The sequence below is a fragment of the Streptomyces sp. NPDC007856 genome (assembly GCF_042868225.1).
GTDB lineage: Bacteria > Actinomycetota > Actinomycetes > Streptomycetales > Streptomycetaceae > Streptomyces.
This window is the reverse complement of the sequence record NZ_JBIAEC010000019.1, coordinates 22,962-41,433: the sequence shown is the minus strand read 5'-3', so window position 1 is coordinate 41,433 and position 18,472 is coordinate 22,962. Positions and strand designations below refer to the sequence as shown.

Annotated in this window: 14 protein-coding genes; 6 read left to right on the top strand and 8 right to left on the bottom strand. The window is 67.3% G+C overall.

Annotated features, from left to right (window positions below; all coding sequences use genetic code 11):
• Positions 1 to 92: 92 nt before the first annotated feature.
• The 6 genes from mreC to ACFYOH_RS35530 all read left to right on the top strand — a co-directional run bounded on the left by mreC (position 93) and on the right by ACFYOH_RS35530 (position 8,996).
• A complete protein-coding gene (gene mreC, locus ACFYOH_RS35555) occupies positions 93 to 1,028 on the top strand; it encodes a rod shape-determining protein MreC (protein ID WP_388634534.1) in 936 nt (311 codons plus the stop codon).
• Positions 1,029 to 1,043: 15 nt separating this feature from the next.
• On the top strand, positions 1,044 to 1,721 hold the full coding sequence (gene mreD, locus ACFYOH_RS35550) for a rod shape-determining protein MreD (protein WP_388634531.1): 678 nt from the start codon (positions 1,044 to 1,046) through the stop codon (positions 1,719 to 1,721).
• Between the two features lie 167 nt (positions 1,722 to 1,888).
• Positions 1,889 to 4,147 carry a penicillin-binding protein 2 gene (gene mrdA / locus ACFYOH_RS35545; protein ID WP_388634528.1) on the top strand — a complete coding sequence of 753 codons (2,259 nt, stop codon included), beginning with the start codon at positions 1,889 to 1,891 and terminating at the stop codon, positions 4,145 to 4,147.
• The gene (rodA, locus tag ACFYOH_RS35540; RefSeq protein WP_388634525.1) at positions 4,144 to 5,340 is read left to right on the top strand and encodes a rod shape-determining protein RodA; all 1,197 of its coding nucleotides are present in this window, start codon (positions 4,144 to 4,146) and stop codon (positions 5,338 to 5,340) included. The genes mrdA and rodA overlap by 4 nt, the downstream gene beginning before the upstream one ends.
• A gap of 124 nt (positions 5,341 to 5,464) precedes the next feature.
• Complete coding sequence (locus ACFYOH_RS35535; protein WP_388634523.1) at positions 5,465 to 6,964, top strand: CHAD domain-containing protein; 1,500 nt, start codon at positions 5,465 to 5,467, stop codon at positions 6,962 to 6,964.
• A gap of 70 nt (positions 6,965 to 7,034) precedes the next feature.
• A complete protein-coding gene (locus ACFYOH_RS35530; protein WP_388634520.1) occupies positions 7,035 to 8,996 on the top strand; it encodes a TIGR03960 family B12-binding radical SAM protein in 1,962 nt (653 codons plus the stop codon).
• A gap of 421 nt (positions 8,997 to 9,417) precedes the next feature.
• Here the strand turns inward: ACFYOH_RS35530 and ACFYOH_RS35525 are convergent, their stop codons facing one another.
• From ACFYOH_RS35525 to ACFYOH_RS35490, 8 genes are all read right to left on the bottom strand, one after another.
• On the bottom strand, positions 9,418 to 9,621 hold the full coding sequence (locus ACFYOH_RS35525; RefSeq protein WP_388634518.1) for a hypothetical protein: 204 nt from the start codon (positions 9,619 to 9,621) through the stop codon (positions 9,418 to 9,420).
• A 284-nt stretch (positions 9,622 to 9,905) separates the two neighbouring features.
• A complete protein-coding gene (locus tag ACFYOH_RS35520; protein WP_388634516.1) occupies positions 9,906 to 11,138 on the bottom strand; it encodes a hypothetical protein in 1,233 nt (410 codons plus the stop codon).
• Between the two features lie 3 nt (positions 11,139 to 11,141).
• Positions 11,142 to 11,582 (bottom strand): hypothetical protein, encoded by a 441-nt coding sequence (locus ACFYOH_RS35515; RefSeq protein WP_388634513.1) that lies wholly within the window; start codon positions 11,580 to 11,582, stop codon positions 11,142 to 11,144.
• A gap of 1 nt (position 11,583) precedes the next feature.
• Positions 11,584 to 12,894, bottom strand: coding sequence for a type VII secretion-associated serine protease mycosin (mycP, locus tag ACFYOH_RS35510; protein ID WP_388634511.1), 1,311 nt, complete (start codon positions 12,892 to 12,894; stop codon positions 11,584 to 11,586).
• Entirely contained in the window at positions 12,891 to 14,606 is a 1,716-nt protein-coding gene (locus ACFYOH_RS35505; protein WP_388634508.1) for a hypothetical protein, read from the bottom strand. Before ACFYOH_RS35505 ends, mycP begins: the two co-directional genes overlap by 4 nt.
• 60 nt (positions 14,607 to 14,666) lie before the next feature.
• On the bottom strand, positions 14,667 to 15,221 hold the full coding sequence (locus ACFYOH_RS35500) for a hypothetical protein (RefSeq protein WP_388634505.1): 555 nt from the start codon (positions 15,219 to 15,221) through the stop codon (positions 14,667 to 14,669).
• Positions 15,222 to 16,039: 818 nt separating this feature from the next.
• Positions 16,040 to 17,410, bottom strand: coding sequence for a glycosyltransferase (locus tag ACFYOH_RS35495; RefSeq protein ID WP_388634502.1), 1,371 nt, complete (start codon positions 17,408 to 17,410; stop codon positions 16,040 to 16,042).
• A 2-nt stretch (positions 17,411 to 17,412) separates the two neighbouring features.
• Positions 17,413 to 17,577: a hypothetical protein gene (locus ACFYOH_RS35490; RefSeq protein ID WP_388634499.1), complete on the bottom strand. Its 165-nt coding sequence runs from the start codon at positions 17,575 to 17,577 to the stop codon at positions 17,413 to 17,415.
• Positions 17,578 to 18,472 lie beyond the last annotated feature (895 nt).

Below are 18,472 nucleotides of genomic sequence, written 5' to 3'. Positions count from 1 at the left end.
CCCTCGGGTTTGCGTTTCGCGTATCCCGTCGCGTGACACCGCCCGCCAAGAGGCTCCCGAATTCCTATTGAGGAAGGGCACGGCCGCCGCACGTGAGGGACACGAAAGAGAGCCGGCTGCTCCTGGTCCTGCTGATCGCCATCGCGTTCGCGCTGATCACGGTGGATATCCGCGGAGGCCGGAACTCCCCGGTCGACGGCGCCCGGCAGGCCGCGGCCGCGGTGTTCGGCCCTGTCGAGAACGGCCTGTCCTCCGCGGTCGATCCGGTCGGCAACGCCGTCTCCGCGATCCGCGCCTCCGGCGGCCGGCACGACCGGCTCGCCCTGCTGGAGAAGGAGAACGCGGCCCTCAAGGCGAAACTCGGCAGCGACGACCGCAACCGCAGCCGGCTGAACCAGCTCGACAAGATGCTGAAGATCGCCGGCGAGGGGCAGTACGGCATCAAGGGCGCCCAGGTCATCGCCATAGGAGCGGCCCAGGGCTTCTCCTGGACCATCACCATCGACGCCGGCGCCAACGACGGCATCAAGCGCGACATGACCGTTCTCAACGGCGACGGCCTGGTCGGCCGTGTCACCACCGTCGGCCCGGACACCTCCACCGTGCTGCTCGCCAACGACCCCGACTTCACCGTCGGCACCCGCATGGAGGGCAGCGACGAACTCGGCTTCGCCTCCGGGCAGGGTGACCGCCCGCTGCGCGTGGAACTGCTCAACGGCAAGGCGGAGGTGAAGAAGGGCGAGCGCCTCGTCACCTTCGGCTCGGAGGCCGACCGCCCGTTCGTGCCCGGTGTGCCGGTCGGCGTGGTCTCCCGCGTCGAGCCCTCCAACGGCGGCCTCACCCGCACGATCTATGTCACCCCGTACGTCGGCTTCACCAAGCTCGACATCGTCGGAGTGGTCGTCCAGGCACCGAAGAAGGACCCGCGCGACGAGGTCCTGCCGGCCAAGCCCAAGCCGGTCCCGACGGTGACCGTGACGGTGACCCCGTCGGCCAACGCGAACGACTCGACCGGCCAGCAGCAGTAGGAGCTGACTCTTCCCATGCGCCTCAACCGGATCCTGCTCTCCAGCGCGCTGGTCGTCGTGGCCCTGGTGGTCCAGGTGAGCGTCCTCGCCCGCCTGCATCTGCCGGGCGCCGTGCCCGACCTGCTGCTGCTCACCGTCCTCGGCCTCGCCATGGTGTACGGCCATGTGGGTGGCGCCCTCGTCGGCTTCGGCGCCGGCCTGCTCGCCGACCTGGCCCCGCCCGCCGACCACGCGGCCGGCCGCTACGCCCTCGTACTCTGCGTCACCGGCTACTTCGCCGGGCTCATCAGACCGGAGAACGGCCGGCTGAAGTCGGCGACCGGCCCGATGGCCGTCGTGGTCGCCGCCGCCATCGGCTCCACGCTGCTGTACGCGGGCGTCGGCGCGCTCGTCGGCGACACGGCCGCCCGCCATGTCGGCCTGCCCGGGCTGCTGTTCTCGGCGGCCCTGTACGACCTGCTGCTCGCCCCGTTCGTGGTCCCCGGGGTCATGTGGCTGGCCCGCCGCGCCGACAACGACCCGCTGACCGAGAGCGGCCCGGCCGCCAAGGCCGGCGACATCTCCGCCGGCTGGCTCTCCTCCGGCACCGGACTGCGCATCGGCAGCCAGCGCGGCGGTCTCGGCGCGCTGAAGGCCAAGGCGCGCACCCGCTCCACGCGGGTCGGCCGGATCAAGGGGGTCAAGCGGCTGTGAGAGCGAGTCAGGCGGCCGGGGACTTGGCGGAGTTCACCCGAACGGGTCAGCCTTCGTGGAACGCGGGTTCACAGGCTGGTCGTTCATCATTCGTACGCGCGCAGCCGGTGCGCACACCCGCGCCGCTCGCACAGACGCCCGCGCACTGAGAGGGGGAGACAGCCGCAGTGACCAACATCCCCGAGACCGGTCGGACCCCGCGGGTCCAGATCCGGCTCGTCGTGATCCAGATCCTCGTCCTCTCCCTGCTCGGCACGCTCGGCGGCCGACTGTGGTACCTGCAGATCCGTGAGGGCGCCCAGTACCAGAAGGAGGCGTCCGGCAACCACGTCCAGCAGGTCGTCGAGCCCGCCGTGCGCGGCGACATCCTGGACGCCCGCGGGGTGCCCCTCGCGGACAACGAGACGCGCCTGGTCGTCTCCGCCTCCCGCACCGACCTGCTCAAGCAGAAGGACGACGGCAAGGCGGTCCTCACCAAGCTGGCCGGCGTCCTCGGCGTGAAGCCCGAGGAGGTCATCCAGAAGGTCCGGCTGTGCGACGCCAAGACCCCGAAGCCGTGCTGGAACGGCTCGCCGTACCAGCCGATCCCGATCACCGACAAGGCGACGCCCAAGCAGGCCCTGCAGATCCGCGAGCGCGCCGAGGACTTCCCCGGCATCACCGCCGAGCCCGAGGCCGTGCGCCGCTACCCGGGCCCGGGCAACGCCAACACCGCACAGGTCCTCGGCTATCTCTCGCCCGTCACCGACGCCGAGATCCAGAAGGCCAAGGACACCGACTCGCCCTATCTGCGCTCCGACATGGTCGGCCGCTCCGGCCTGGAGCGGGAGTACGACAAGGAGCTGCGCGGCAAGGCCGGCGTCACCCGTTACGAGGTGGACAACCTCGGCCGCGTCATCGGCAAGGCCAAGTCGGACGCCGCCGAGCCCGGCTCGAACCTGGTCACCAGCATCGACTCCCGGGTCCAGCGCGTCGCGGAGTACGAACTGGACAAGGCGATGAAGGCCGCCCGCCAGCAGTTCGACAAGAACACCGGCGAGAACTTCAAGGCCGACTCCGGCGCCGTCGTCGTCATGGAGGCCAAGACCGGCCGGATCGTCGCGATGGCCTCGGCCCCGACCTACGACCCGAACGTGTGGGTGGGCGGCATCTCCGCCAAGGACTACAAGGCCCTCACCGGCAAGGACTCCGACTACCCGCTGCTCAACAGGGCCATCCAGGGTCAGGCGGCCCCCGGTTCGACGTTCAAGGTGGTCTCCACGGCCGCCGCGGTCCAGGCCGGCTACGCCTGGGACGGCAACTACCCCTGCACCAGCTCTTACTCGGTCGGCGGCCAGGTCTTCAAGAACTTCGAGGGTGAGAACTTCGGCGACATCTCCCTGGGCCGCGCCCTGGAGGTCTCCTGCGACACCGTCTTCTACGGCCTCGGCGACAACGAGTGGAAGAAGGACGGCGGTATCAACCCCAAGAAGGGCCAGCCGAAGGACTGGTTCTTCAAGACGGCCCACCAGTTCGGCCTCGGCAAGGAGACCGGCATCGACCTGCCCAACGAGGTCACCGGCCGCGTCCCCGACCGCCAGTGGAAGCTCGACTACTGGAAGGCCAACAAAGACGCCTGGTGCAAGAGCGGCAAGAAGGACGGCTCCTACGTCGAGAAGATCGCCTACGAGAACTGCCTCGAAGGCAACAAGATGCGCGAGGGTGACGAGATCAACTACTCCATCGGCCAGGGCGACACCCTCGTCACGCCGATCCAGGAAGCGATGATCTACGGCGCCGTCGCCAACGGCGGCACCGAGTACGCCCCGACCATCGGCAAGGCGGTCATCAGCGCCGACGGCAAGAGCGTCCAGGAGATCAAGCCCAAGGTGCAGCGCAAGCTGCCGGTCAGCCAGGCCACCCTCAAGGGCATGGACGACGCCTTCGCGGGCGTCATCACCCGCGGTACGGCCGCATGGAAGTTCAACGGCTGGCCGCAGGACAAGATCCCGCTGCACGGCAAGACCGGTACCGCCGAGGTCTACGGCAAGCAGACCACCGGCTGGCTGGCCACGTACTCCAAGGACTACTCGGTGATCATGACGATCTCCCAGGCCGGTACGGGTTCCGGTTCCTCCGGCGAGGCCGTGCGCAACATCTACAGCGCGCTGTACGGCGTCCAGGGCGACGGCTCCATCGACAACAAGAAGGCGCTGCTGCCCCAGCCGCAGAAGGGCCTGCCGAAGGTTCGCACCGACGGCACGATCGACGCCCCGAAGATCAACGGCGACCCGGCGAAGGACGCCGAGGCCGCCCAGCAGAACAACCCCAGCAACGGCAGCGACCAGCAGCCCGCCACCTCGCCCTCGCCCACCGCGGGCAACCGCAACACCCGCAGGCGACCACGCAGGACCCCCGGGCGGGGAAGCCGGAGGATGCCCTCATGACCGGCGCGAACGGCTTCTCCGTCTCCGGGTACGGCCCCGAGCGGGCCGGCTGGACCAGGATCCTCGCCCGTGACTCGCTGGCCCGCAGGCTCGACTGGCCGATACTGCTGGCCGCCGTCGCGCTGTCCCTGATCGGGTCCGCGCTGGTGTTCTCGGCGACCCGCAAGCGCACCGAGATCAACCAGGGCGACCCGTACTTCTTCCTGGAACGGCACCTGATGAACCTCGGCATCGGGTTCGCCCTGATGATCGGCACGCTCTGGCTGGGCCACCGCGCCCTGCGCAACGCCGTGCCGATCCTCTACGGCCTGTCGGTCCTGCTGGCCCTGGTGGTCCTGACCCCGCTCGGCGCCACCATCAACGGCCAGCGCAACTGGCTCGTGATCGGCGGCTTCTCGCTCCAGCCCGCCGAGTTCCTCAAGGTGGCGATCATCCTGGGCATGGCGATGATGCTCGCGGCCCGGGTGGACGCGGGCGACAAGCTGTACCCGGACCACCGGACCGTGGCGCAGTCCCTCGGCCTCGCGGCCGTACCGTGCCTGATCCTGCTGCTGATGCCCGACCTCGGCTCGGTGCTCGCCATGGTGGCCATCATCCTGGGCGTGCTGCTCGCCTCCGGCGCCTCCAACCGCTGGATCTTCGGCCTGCTCATCCTGGGCGTGATCGGCTGTGTCGCCATCTGGCAGCTGCACATCCTGGACCAGTACCAGATCAACCGCTTCGCCGCGTTCGCCAACCCGGACCTGGACCCGGCGGGCGTCGGCTACAACACCAACCAGGCCCGGATCGCCATCGGCTCCGGCGGCCTGACCGGGGCCGGTCTCTTCCACGGCTCGCAGACCACCGGCCAGTTCGTGCCCGAGCAGCAGACGGACTTCGTCTTCACGGTCGCGGGGGAGGAACTCGGCTTCCTCGGTGCCGGCCTCATCATCTTCCTGCTCGGCGTTGTGCTGTGGCGGGCCTGCCGCATCGCCCGCGACTCCACCGAGCTGTACGGGACGATCGTGGCCGCGGGGATCGTCGCCTGGTTCGCCTTCCAGTCCTTCGAGAACATCGGCATGACCCTCGGCATCATGCCGGTCACCGGCCTCCCGCTGCCGTTCGTGTCGTACGGCGGCTCGTCGATGTTCGCGATCTGGGTGGCCGTGGGGCTGTTGCAGTCGATCAAGGTCCAAAGACCCATGTCGGCGTAGGCCTCCGGCGATCGGGCGGGGGCCACGCGGGCGCGCCGTTCACCGGGCGGGTGACGGGAGTCTTCCGGCCATTCACCCGGGACTGCCCCTGCCGCACGACCCCGCGGACAACTAGATTCGATCCATGGCGGATGCGAAACGCGAGATCGAGCGCAAGTACGAGTCCGACGACAGCGGGCTGCCCGACCTGACCGGCGTCGACGGAGTGGCGGCCGTCCTGGACAAGGGCCTGGTGGAGCTCGACGCCACCTACTACGACACCGCCGACGAGCGCCTGGCCGCCGCAGCCCTCACCCTGCGCCGCCGCACCGGAGGCTCGGACGCCGGCTGGCATCTGAAGTTCCCGGTAGAACCGGGCGTACGGGACGAGATCCGGGCCCCGCTCTCCGACACCGTCCCGGAGGAGATCGCCGCCCTGGTCCGCTCCCGGGTCCGGGACGCCGAACTGGTCCCGCTGGTCCGGCTGCGCTCCGCCCGGGATGTGCGTCATCTGGTCGACGCCGACGGCACCCTGCTGGCCGAGGCGAGCATCGACGCCGTGACCGCCGAGCGGCTCGCGAAGAAGGGCAGGGCCGCCCAGTGGACCGAGATCGAGGTGGAACTGGCCGACGACGGGGACCCCGCCTTCCTGGACCTGGTGGAGAAACGGCTGCGCAGGGCGGGCGTCCGGCCCTCCAAGTCGCCGTCGAAGCTCGCCCGGGCCCTGGAGCAGACAGGGGGAAAGCGCCGTAGGACGGGCAAGCCCGCGCCGCCGGTGACGGCCGGCGACCATGTGCTCGCCTATCTGCGTGCCCAGCGGGACGTACTGGTCGAACTCGACCCCGCCGTCCGCCGTGACGTGCCCGACTCCGTGCACCGCATGCGGGTCGCCACCCGCCGCGCCCGCAGCACCCTGCGCAGCTTCCGCTCCGTCCTCGACCGCGCCGTCACCGACCCCATCGCGGTCGAGCTGAAGTGGCTCGCGGGCGAGCTGGGCGTGGACCGCGACCAGGAAGTGATGGCCGAACGCCTGACGGCCGCCCTGGACGCCCTCCCGCCCGACCTGGTCCTCGGCCCGGTCCCCGAACGCCTCGCCTCCTGGGCCGAGGCCCGCGGCGGCGGCGCACAGGCCCATCTGGCCGGCGTCCTGGACTCCCGCCGCTATCTGACCCTGCTGGACACCCTGGACGCACTCCTCACCGACCCGCCGCTGCGCAAGGCCGCCGGGAAAAAGCCGGAGAAGGTGCTCGCCAAGGCCATGGACAAGGACCTCGCGACCCTGTCCGCCCTGGTCGAGCAGGCCATCGGCGTCCCGCCCGGCAAGGAACGCGACGTCGCCGTGCACGAGGCCCGCAAGAAGGCCAAGCGCACCCGGTACGCGGCCGAGGCGGCCGGCCCGGCCCTCGGCAAACCGGCCCGCTCCCTCACCAAGGCCATGAAGTCCCTGACCACCCTCCTCGGCGACCACCAGGACAGCGTCATGACCCGGCTGACCCTGCGCGAGTTGTCCGCGGTGGCCCACGCGGCGGGGGAGGGCACCTTCACCTACGGGGTGCTGTACGGCCGCGAGGAGGCACGGGCGGCACAGGCGGAGGCGGAGCTGCCGGTGCTGTGGAAGGAGATCAGGTCCGGGGCGGCCGGCTGAGCGTTCGGGGGAGCCCGCCGGGCGGGTTAGGCTTGATGGTCACCCCCGTCAGCTCACGAAGGTTCGCGAGATGCCTGTCGAGTCGGTTTTCCCGCAGCTCGAAGCTCTGCTCCCCCACGTGCAGAAGCCGATCCAGTACGTCGGCGGAGAGCTCAACTCCACCGTCAAGGACTGGGACGAGTGCGACGTCCGCTGGGCGCTCATGTACCCGGACGCGTACGAGGTCGGCCTGCCCAACCAGGGCGTCCAGATCCTCTACGAGGTCCTCAACGAGCAGGAGGGCGTCCTCGCCGAGCGCACCTACAGCGTGTGGCCGGACCTGGAGGCGCTGATGCGCGAGCACGGCGTCCCGCAGTTCACGGTGGACAGCCACCGCCCGGTGAAGGCATTCGACGTGTTCGGCCTCAGCTTCTCCACGGAGCTGGGCTACACCAACATGCTCGCCGCCCTGGACCTGGCCGGAATCCCCCTGGAGTCCAAGGACCGCACGGACGACGACCCGATCGTCCTGGCCGGCGGCCACGCGGCGTTCAACCCCGAGCCGATCGCCGACTTCATCGACGCGGCGGTCATCGGCGACGGCGAGCAGGCCGTGCTCGACATGACCCGGATCATCCGCGAGTGGAAGGCCGAGGGCCGCCCCGGCGGCCGCGAGGAGGCCCTGTTCCGCCTGGCCAGGACGGGCGGGGTGTACGTCCCGGCGTTCTACGACGTCGAGTACCTGCCGGACGGCCGTATCGCCCGCGTGGTCCCGAACAAGAGCGGTGTCCCCTGGCGCGTGTCCAAGCACACGGTCATGGACCTGGACGAGTGGCCGTACCCCAAGCAGCCCCTCGTCCCCCTGGCCGAGACGGTCCACGAACGCATGTCGGTGGAGATCTTCCGTGGCTGCACCCGCGGCTGCCGCTTCTGCCAGGCCGGCATGATCACCCGCCCGGTGCGCGAACGCTCGATCACGGGCATCGGCGAAATGGTCGACAAGGGCCTCAAGGCGACCGGCTTCGAGGAGGTGGGCCTGCTCTCCCTCTCCTCCGCGGACCACTCGGAGATCGGCGACATCGCCAAGGGCCTGGCCGACCGCTACGAGGACGACAAGATCGGCCTCTCCCTGCCCTCCACCCGCGTGGACGCCTTCAACATCGACCTGGCGAACGAACTGACCCGCAACGGCCGCCGCTCGGGCCTCACCTTCGCCCCGGAGGGCGGCTCGGAACGCATCCGCAAGGTCATCAACAAGATGGTCTCCGAGGACGACCTGATCCGCACGGTCGCCACGGCCTACGGCAACGGCTGGCGCCAGGTGAAGCTGTACTTCATGTGCGGCCTGCCGACGGAGACCGACGACGACGTCCTCCAGATCGCCGACATGGCGACCCACGTCATCCAGAAGGGCCGCGAGGTCTCGGGCTCGAACGACATCCGCTGCACGGTCTCGATCGGCGGCTTCGTCCCGAAGCCCCACACCCCCTTCCAGTGGGCCCCGCAGCTGAGCGCGGAGGAGACGGACGCCCGGCTCGCGAAGCTCCGCGACAAGATCCGAGGCGACAAGAAGTACGGCCGCTCGATCGGCTTCCGCTACCACGACGGCAAGCCGGGCATCGTCGAGGGCCTCCTCTCCCGCGGCGACCGCCGCATCGGCGCCGTCATCCGCGCGGTGTACGACGACGGCGGCCGCTTCGACGGCTGGCGCGAGCACTTCTCCTACGACCGCTGGATGGCCTGCGCCGACAAGGCGCTCGCGCCCTTCGGCGTGGACGTCGACTGGTACACCACCCGCGAGCGCACCTATGAGGAGGTCCTGCCCTGGGACCACCTCGACTCCGGCCTGGACAAGGACTGGCTCTGGGAGGACTGGCAGGACGCCCTCGACGAAACGGAGGTCGAGGACTGCCGCTGGACACCCTGCTTCGACTGCGGCGTGTGCCCGCAGATGGATACTTGGGTACAAGTAGGCCCGACCGGCAAGAAGTTGTTGCCTTTGACGGTCAAGAACGCTGGTCAGGCGCCCGCTTCGAGTGGTCACGAGCACTGACGTGAGCGAGGCACTCGATCGGGTGATGGAGGCGCTGGCGGGGGTGAGCGAGGAGGAGGTGGCGGCTGCACTGGCTGCGGTCGGTGCTTCGCCCCCTCGCCCGTTGGCGCCGCTGGCGTCCTCTCGGACGCCGTTGCCGGGCCCTGGAAGTACCCCGTACATCGTTTCCGAGGTGGAGTGGGTCTGAGGGACCTACCGCTTGCCTGAATGTTCTGCCCACGAGCTCCTCCCTGATGGGAGGAGTGCTCGTAGCTGTGTGGAGGCGGAGCTCCCTGAATCTGCAAGGCCCCAAATCCGCTGGCCTCAACGTGCCGAGCTTGATGGTGACCACGTCCCGGTAGGGAGCACTTTTCTTATCGGAGCAGAGAGCCAGCGACGCACCTGCACCGATGTACGGGAACGCGCCGCCCCAGAGATTCCCTCAACTCAAGAAGTCCAAGGCGACAAGCGTGCCGCCCACGAAGATCCAGATCCAGCCCATGATCTGAAGCGTGGCCGAGCCCCCGATCATCAGCATGAAACGGGATGCGTATCGATATGTCCGGTCTGTGGTCCCTCTGATGTTCAGTGCGAAGAACCAGCCGAAGATGAAGAAGAGTAGCGGCCCCAGGTCGAAGCCATTCACTTTCTACCCAATCCGATCTCCTGCCCTCCACGAACTCTTCAGTGAGATGGTCAACCCCCCTTGCCGCATGGAATCACCTGAAGAATCCGACTGCAATGAAGAATATGCCCAGGGGGATCCAGAAGCCGCCTACGATACGCAGTGTCTTCGGTGTGGCCGTACCAATCGCTGGGTTGGTTTGAGCGAAAATGCGGAAGGCGCGTTCGGCCGCCCCTCTGACATTTGCCGCCAAGAGAATTCCGGCCGCGAAAAAAGCTACCCCTATTGTCCCGAAGAACATTCGTTCACTTCCCCTTCCCGCTTTCCCATAGGGTCCATCCGTCCGCGTTACTAAACCCTGTGGAAACCTCGTTGCCCAAGCCCAACCCTACACCAGCTGAGACTGTGCCAACCGGGTCACCCTTGGAGTTGTTAGTTCCGATCGCAGTTTGGTGGCTTCCCCACATGCCGAGGCCTGCATGGAACGATCCAGACTTGTCCCAACCCGCTCCCTTGAGTTGGCTTATATCGTCAGCGTTACTTTTTACCAATCCGACATTTGCGGAGGCACCGAAGTCCCAACCTGCAGTAGTGCTACCTCCCGAATACATGAGATTTAGTTGGTTGCGCCCATCCGGTGTGCGGGTCTCTACTAGGGAAATACTTCCATTAATCCCCACCCCAAGCCCCAGGGAGCCGCCGATTGTAATTCCTTGAGTATTGTTGTAACCAGTGGCATTGGCGACGCCGTCAATTAGCGTTCCAACGAACTTACTGCCCAGATCGGGACCGGGCTCCCCGTTGAAGATGGAAAGCCCCTTGACGATGCCATGGCAGATAGCCTTCACGGTATCGTCGTGCTTCTTCTTCCGCTCGGCTTCTGCCCTCTGCTCCGCTTCCTCCTTCTTGACTTCCTTCTCATATGCAGCCAGGTCGCCGACTGCCGCCCCGTTGAAGCTTTGGCCCTGACCCAGGGTTTCCAACATCTGCTCGAGGAAGCACCCGACGCCGGCTGCTTCGCGAAGTGCGCGACCCACGACCTGGTCCTCGTCGTCGACTGCCCGCACGGCATCCTTGATCTTCTTGGTCCAGGCGGCCTCGGCATCTTTCACCTGCGTCACGTACTTCGGGTAATCCGGGTCGTGGCGCATCGGGGTGAGTTTTCTGAAGTCATAGACGGCCTCGCCGGCGCTGTTGACAGTCATCTCGTCCTTCTCCGCCTGCTCGACCAGGTTCTTCACGTGGCCGATCAGCTGGGAGAAGCGGTCGTGGGCGCTCCGAAGAAGGGAGGCGATTGCGTGGGCTTCCGTGTGGGCATCGGTGAACTGTTTACGTGTGTTGGTGAACCGTGTATAAGCGACGTCGCTGCTGACGCCAGCCCAGGAGCCGTCGTTCGCTATGGACTCCACCTTTGCCCCGTACAGGCGTCCCAGGTCGTCGAAGGTGTGGGCCATGTCGTCCCAGTCCTTGACCGCCGTAATTAGCGCACTGAGGTCGATGGTGACCACGTCCTGATAGGTGAGATTGTTCGTTCCCATCTCCTAGCCCTCCTCTCCAGGATTGGATCCCATGTCTATCTGCGCTATCCGGCTCTTGACGCCGAGGTCGGTGTATCGGAAGTCCTGGTGGGTCTTCTCCAGGGCGTTCTGGTCTTCACCCAGACGCCCTTTCAGGTTCTTGACCTGCAGCTCCCACTCCGCGTGCGCGGCCTTGAGAGCGGATCCGGTCGCCCAACCACGGAACTTCTGGGCCGCTGTGGAAGAGGAGTCGTCGGCGTGACTGCCGGCCTTGTCCGTGTCAGGCCGAATTTCCTCCCGCAGCGCCTTGACCGCGGCCTGGTTGCCCGCGTGGTTCATCTTCAGGTCCGGCGCAGCTCCGATACCACCTCCGCCTACTGCGTCGGCAGCGCTGTCCAGCCGCATGCCTTTCTGCCTGCGGGCCAGCGCGTCGGCCTTCAGCTGCTCCCACTCGTCCCACGCCATCTCAGGACCTCCCCCCGTAGTTGCTGTCTCCGTACCACGGCGTCCGCCCCGGCTCAGTCGGCATGGCTGGGTGCGCCTGGGCTACCGCCGCTGCACGTCGGCGCCTGCTCACAGCCCCAGCGGCGAGACACCCACCCGCAAGCACGACAACTCCCGCACCCCCGAGAATCCATGGCAGTGCAGAGCCACCGCTTGTCGATGCGGATGCTGCCGACGATGGCCTGCTGTCATCCTTTGCAGATGCCGTGGCCGACCCATTGGGTGCGTTGGATGCCGCTTGCTTGAAGTCGGGCAGCGGGTAGACGTCGGCCGGACCGGGGTCGCCGGGATTGGTCAGAGCGATGCGGGGGCGGACGGCGCCGTAGCCGATGTAGTCGGTGCGTTCCTTGCCGCTTGTCGGCTTGCTCGCGGTGTCGAGCATGACCCGCAGGACCTGGTTGTTGGTCCAGTTCGGGTGCTTGGACCAGATCAGGGCAGCGGAGGCGGAGGCGATCGCCGTGGCGTCGCTAGTGCCGTGGGTCTTGCACAGTTCCGTGCCGCCGATACAAGCGGCGACCATGTCCTCGCCAGGCGCGACCAGATCGACCTGCGGGCCGTGCTCGGACTCCTGGGTTGCCTTGGCGTTTCTGCCGATCGCTCCGACACCCACCACGCCAGGTGTAGCCGCTGGGTACTCCACCTGGTTGAGCGCAGCACCATCATTGCCCACACCGGCGAAGATCAGCTTGCCCTTGGACAGCGCGTAGGCAACAGCATCAGTCAGCTCCTGGGAGTGCGCGGTGCTCGCCTGCGAGATATTGATGACCTGGGCATCCGAATCTGCCGCGAACCGGATGGCCTTGGCCATGTACGTGGGATAGTCATCCGGATTGCCATCGGCGCGGCTTTGCTCGATGAAGTCCGGGATGCGGATCGGCATGATCTTCGCTCCCGGGGCCAGGCCGTAGGACCCGTTGGCGGGGCCACGGGCGCCTGTGCCGGCGATCAGGACAGCCATGCCGGTGCCGTGGCCGTCGTAGTCGCTGCGCTCGTCGCCGGGATGCCTGGAATAGTCCTTGCCGGCCACGACCTGACCCCGGAGGTCGGGGATGTCGGCCTGGACACCGGTGTCGATCACCGCGACCGTGATGCCCTTGCCCGTGCTGGCCTTCCACATCTCATCGGCGTGCATGGCATCGAGGTGCCACTGCCGCTCGCGGACGGTATCAGCGTGCGCGGGTGTGACGGCAATGAGCGCCAGCAGGAAGCCGACGGTTGCGGATACGGCCCGAGCGCGCCATCTGGCGTGCTGGCTACGGTTGCGGGTGATCATTCTTCTCGTCCTATGTCTCCATCGGGCCCTTTGGGCAGGGGAGGCGGCACCGGTCGGTTATTCCGGTCTTCTGCCTGGAGATCCCTTTCCTCCTCCGCCTGGAGATCCCTGTCCTCGGCCGGGTCGGTCGCGCGGCTGCCAGAGCGCTTGTCGCGAGCGGAGCGGTCGTCGTGGTTCGGAGCGGAGGCGGAGGCACCGCGAGGTCGTCCGCCACGGCGCGGCAGCGGCTCCTCTGTGGCTGTTCCGCTTGCGGGCCGTACGCCTCGCGAGGTGGTCCCCGCCCGTCGACGGTCGCGAGATGGTTTGGGCTGTCCCCCTACGATGCCGTTGGAAGGGGCAGGCATGCGTCCCCTCGGTTCACCCTCGCGGTTCACGGCGGAGTTGTCACCGCGGGATGACGTCGTCCGGGCAGTAGGGCTTCCGGGCACCGCACCACGGCCCCTTGGGGACTGCTGTTGGTTCGGCGCGCCGCCAATGACATTGCCGCGCGGGATCGTGCCAGCAGTCCGTCCTGCGGACGGTGAGACCGGGCGGCCGCCTGTGATGCCGTTGGTGCCTTGGGCGGGGGTAGGGCTGAGCGGCCCGCCTTCAGGGGCGGGCTGGCTCCCGGGCCCGCTGGGGCCGAAGAGCCCGCGTTCCGGCATCCGCGGTGTTCCTGCGTCGCCGGGTCCCGATGGTGCGGGCAATGAGCCCCGGCCTGTGTACACGGGCGGCTCACTGCCTTCCCGAAGACCCGGCGGCCGCCGCGTTGTTCCAGCACCGAACACGGGTGGGAGCACCCCTGTCGCCGGAGGCGTCCGTACGTCCGGGCCGCTTGGTACAACTGGCGGCGCCGAGTGGGCGGAAGGCACCGTCGGGGCGGGCGGAAGGGTTCCTGTGCTGTCGATCGCCGTGTGCGGTACATCAACGTGAGCACTCGGCGGCACATGATGGGGGACATCGACCAGGTCCTTCAGACCATGCGTCGTGGAGGGCTGAGGCACCGAGCCGGTCCCGCCCGAACGTGAACTGGCGGCGCTCTCATACGCGTTCGATTTCACCCGCCTAACCGTCCCTGGGCCTGCGCTTTCCTGTGTATTCGGGGCGGAGACGTGCGTTCCATCATCGACCTTGGGCGGCACGAACCGCTCCGGCAGCTCCGGGAACTTCGGTGCCTCCACCGCATGGATCTGCTCCGTGGATGCCGTGTACGACTGGGCAAGCTTCATCATCAGCCCGCCGGCCTCGGCACGGGTGTTGGCGTACTGGCTCTTGGCCTTCGCCACCGCGGAGGCCGACGGGCCGCCGCCGTGATCGCCGACGTTCGTCGCCTTCGCCGCATGCGCGTCAAGCACCGAGCGCACACTGGCACTCTGGTTCCGCAGCATCTCAAGCTGCGGCTTGACCTCGTGCAGCGTGTTCGCCGCGTGGCCCAGCCACTTACCCGCGTTCTCGCTGTAACCACCCAGGCTCAGTGTGGCCAGCGCTGCCTGGTAGCACCAGGTCCGGAACGCCTGGCCGCCCTCGCCTTCCCACTCGACCGCCATGCTGTGGGTCCGCAGATCGCCGCCGATCTCCTTGATCGTCTTGGCGGCCTCCGTCAGAAGCTCGCCGAGACCGCTGGCCGTCGCCCCATCGGCCGACTCCACCATGGCCCACAACTGTTCGGGGTCCTGGACCAGGAACCGCTCCTGCCTGACCGTCTCCCACATGCGGCTGACAAAGTCAGACATTGCCCCCCACCATCTTTCCTGCCCAAACCATGCCGTCGCGTGGTCTCATCACCACGGGCATCACAGGCCACCTGTCTGAGAGTCCGACGTGGAGCCGTGTCCGCCATGGCCGGACGCATCCGCCCCGCCGTGGGTGTGTCCCTTTGATCCCGGCCCGACCTTCTCGACAGCCAGCTTGTTGGCTTCCACACGGATGCGGTGCAGGCGATCGCGAACGTCGGCGTCGAGATTGTGATAGTTGCTCTTCGACGCGTCGACCGTGACCATCAGTCCCTCGATCTGCAGAGCCAGCACCTTGGAAAGGCGCTCCAGTTGGGAATGCACCTGGTTGTATGCGCCGTGGAGAGCGTCGGCTTCGTCGAAGTTGCCCAACCGCCCTGCCGGCAGGGTGCCGTCCGCGATCCTGTGCGGGGCAGCCTTCGACTTCTCCAGCCGAGTCAGGAGGTCGTTCACCCGCTTCTTGAAGGCCGTCAGCGTCTCGGCCTCGACCCGCAACTCCCGGGCCATGACGGCACCTACGCCTGCGATTGGGCCGATTCCGGACGCGGCCAGCGCACCGGCGGCCGATTCCAGCGCAGCGGCAGTTGCCTGCGGATCCCCCGTGTTGTCGGCCATCGAGTCCTCCCCCGTGCAGTCAGCCCCTCAGCAGCACCTTAGCCACTCACTTGTGGTGCCCCTGCCATCTGATATCCGTAACAGATGCAACCCAGGCACGATAGTCGTGACCTTGCCTGATCACGGAACTCTTACGCCGCCCCGGGGCACGGCTGGCTGGAAAATGACCATGCCTTACGGTCGGCGCTGTTCCCCGGTGCCTCCCCCTGGGGCGGAGCCCAGGTCGGACTCCAGAAGCGGCGGTCGGCGACAGCCCCATGTATCAGCCGTGAGGCGTGGCGCGAGTGTGCATGGCTCCCTGCCCGCAGATGGATACTTGGGTACAAGTAGGCCCGACCGGCAAGAAGTTGCTGCCGCTGACGGTCAAGAACGCTGGTCAGACGCCCGCTTCGAGCGGTCACGAGCACTGACGTGAGTGGGGCACTCGATCGGGTGATGGAGGCGCTGGCGGATGCGAGCGAGGACGAGGTGGCTGCGGCGTTGGCCGCTGTGGGTACTTCTCGCCGACAACAACCGGCGAAGCATGCGGCCCCACGAACGCCTCTGCCGGGGCCTGGAGGCACCACGCGCATCCATTCAGAGGTGGAGTGGGTCTGAGAGCTTTGTTTAGGCCCATGCGGACGCCGGTCGGCTGGCCCCTGCTCCTCTGGGGAGCGCTCGATGGTGTCCGACGGCGTACAAGGCCGTGAGTCGACGTGGCGGCCTCTCCCCGCTCGGGCAACGAACGAGTCGCCACCCACTGCGGTGGGTGGCGACTCGTTGCACTGGGTTGGCGGACAAACGGTGGAGCGGGTGCCCGTAGGGCGTCGCTCGGAGGCCTAAGCCACGCCGACTTCTACGGTGTCGCGGGTCCCCCATTTGCCGATCTTCCAGCAGGTGAACATCGCGTAGAAGTACATCGGGCGGAGGATGAGCAGGCGCCAGATGCCGGTGAAGGGCGCGGTGAGGAACAGGGCGGCGCGGAACCAGGCGGATTCGTCTGAGCGGTCGATGCAGAAGAACCTGAGGGCGATGATCCAGTTCACGCCGAGTCCGACGATGGCGGTCGAGGTCAAGAGTGCGGTCAGGTTGTGGCGTTGTGCCGGGTCTGTCAGCAGGGCCACGGGGATGCCGACGGAGAGGATGAGCTGCGCGACTTCCATGACGGGCATCCACCAGGCGACGCTGGTGATGGGCAGGTAGCGGAACCACCAGAAGGTGCGGACGAAGGTGCCGCGCATCCAGCGGAACTGCTGGTTGAGGTAGTGCCGCACGGTGACGGGTACCAGGGTGAAGCAGATGGAGCTGGGCTGGTGGACGGTGTCTCCGTCGAGGAGGCCGTACAGCGTCATCAGCGAGTCATCGTTCATCTGCATCGGCCGGCCCCGGAACGTTTCGTTCGGATAGGCGTCGGCGTACTTGCGGATGACCTCGCCGCGGTAGAACGCGAGGGTGCCGGAGTTGACCATGACGCGTTTGAGGACCGACTGCGCTGAGCGGAAGCCACGAGTGAAGGGCAGGTACAGCATGCTCGTCATGAAGGTGAGCAGGTTGTCCCTGCTGTTGAGCACGACGACCATGCCGGCCACGGACTTCACCTTGGGGTGGGCGAAGGGCTTGAGCCCTTCGTGAATGGCCTGACGGTCGAGGACCGAGTCGCTGTCGAGAGTGATGAAGACGTCGGCCGGATCATCGGCGAGGACTTCCATCTGCGCGTGGCGCTTGCCTCTGTTGACCGTGCGGGTCCACGTGGATTCGATGCCATGTGCCCGGGCACGGTCGGTGAACCAGTCGCGGACTGAGTCGTAGGTGATCGGTCGACCGGTTCTCTTGTCGATTGAGCCGTCGTCCACCACATGGATCCGGTCGGGACGACGGGACTGCTCGAACACGCTCTGCAGGCAGAGCCTCAGGGCGGCCTCGTCCTCGTTGTAGACCGGCACCTGGACGGTCACGGTGAGGCTGTCGAGTTGCTTCTGCTGGCGCGGAGTTGCGGTGTACGGCTTCTCCTTCCAGGCCAGCGGAACCCACCACAGAAGCAGGAAGCTGACCGCCCAGGCCAGGGCGAGGTGGTTGCCGTGGCCGTGGAAGGCGGCCAGGACCGCGAAGGTGTGGTAGATGCCCCAGCCCACAAATGCCAGCAGGGGCAGGGTGGCGACAACGACGAGGCGTGTTCGGGACGCATACGCGGCGGAAGGTATCTGCTGCATGGTCAGATCTCTCCCGGTCCCTTGCCGCGGCGGAACCCCAGCCGAACGACTAGGGCGCCCAGCACTACCAGTCCCAATGCGGCGGCGATGAGCCACGTCTGGTCGAGCACGATGCTGCCGATGGTCAGGCTCGTGCCCGTGGCAGCGAGCTGTCCGTATCCGTGCATGGATGGGTCACCCCCGATGAAGATGGGCGCGGCGGCGTACGACGGTGCCGCCGGACCGAAGACACAACTGCGCCTGAATCGCAGCTGCTGGTGATGTGACTTCGTGACTCGACCACTTGCCGGCACGCGGCAGGGTCACCGGCCCCCTCTTGCCGGTGGACACGCGCGAGTCACGGGTGGCGCTCCGCCCCTGAGGGAGCAGCCACAGGTTTCTCCCCCCGGAGAAACACGTTGAACAGCTAACCACTTGTGGAGGAGAAGTGGAGGCCTCTTCATTATTTCGCGACATCAGGTGGGGGCGCCTAGGTGCACTGGGGGTGGTACATGCGGCGCACGCTTGTGTGTGTTGAGCAATGGCGGCACCGTCGGTGGCCTGTTTCAAGGGCGGACGCAGCCACACGTGCGGGGGCATGTCGGTGGCCGACGTGCTACTCACGCCGCTTGTGACCCATGCTGGGCGCTCGTGGGCAACGCTCTACAGGCAGCGACTCCTTGGTTGTGATGACCTGCCTTCCCGCAGATGGATACTTGGGTACAAGTAGGACCGACCGGGAAGAAGTTGCTGCCGCTGACGGTCAAGAACGCTGGTCAGACGCCCGTTTCGAGCGGTCACGAGCACTGACGTGAGCGAGGCACTCGATCGGGTGATGGAGGCGCTGGCGGGGGTGAGCGAGGAGGAGGTGGCGGCTGCGCTGGCTGCGGCCGGCGCTTTCCGTCCTCGCCCACCAGTGCCGTCGGAGTACTCTCGGACGCCGCTGCCGAGCCCAACGAGTGCCTCGCGAATCGTCTCCGAGGTGGAGTGGGTCTGAGGAATTGGCGTTGATGAGGAGGCCGTCTACGACCCCGCGCGCTGTTGGGCCCTCTGCCCCGTAGCGGGTGCATCGGAGAAACTTGT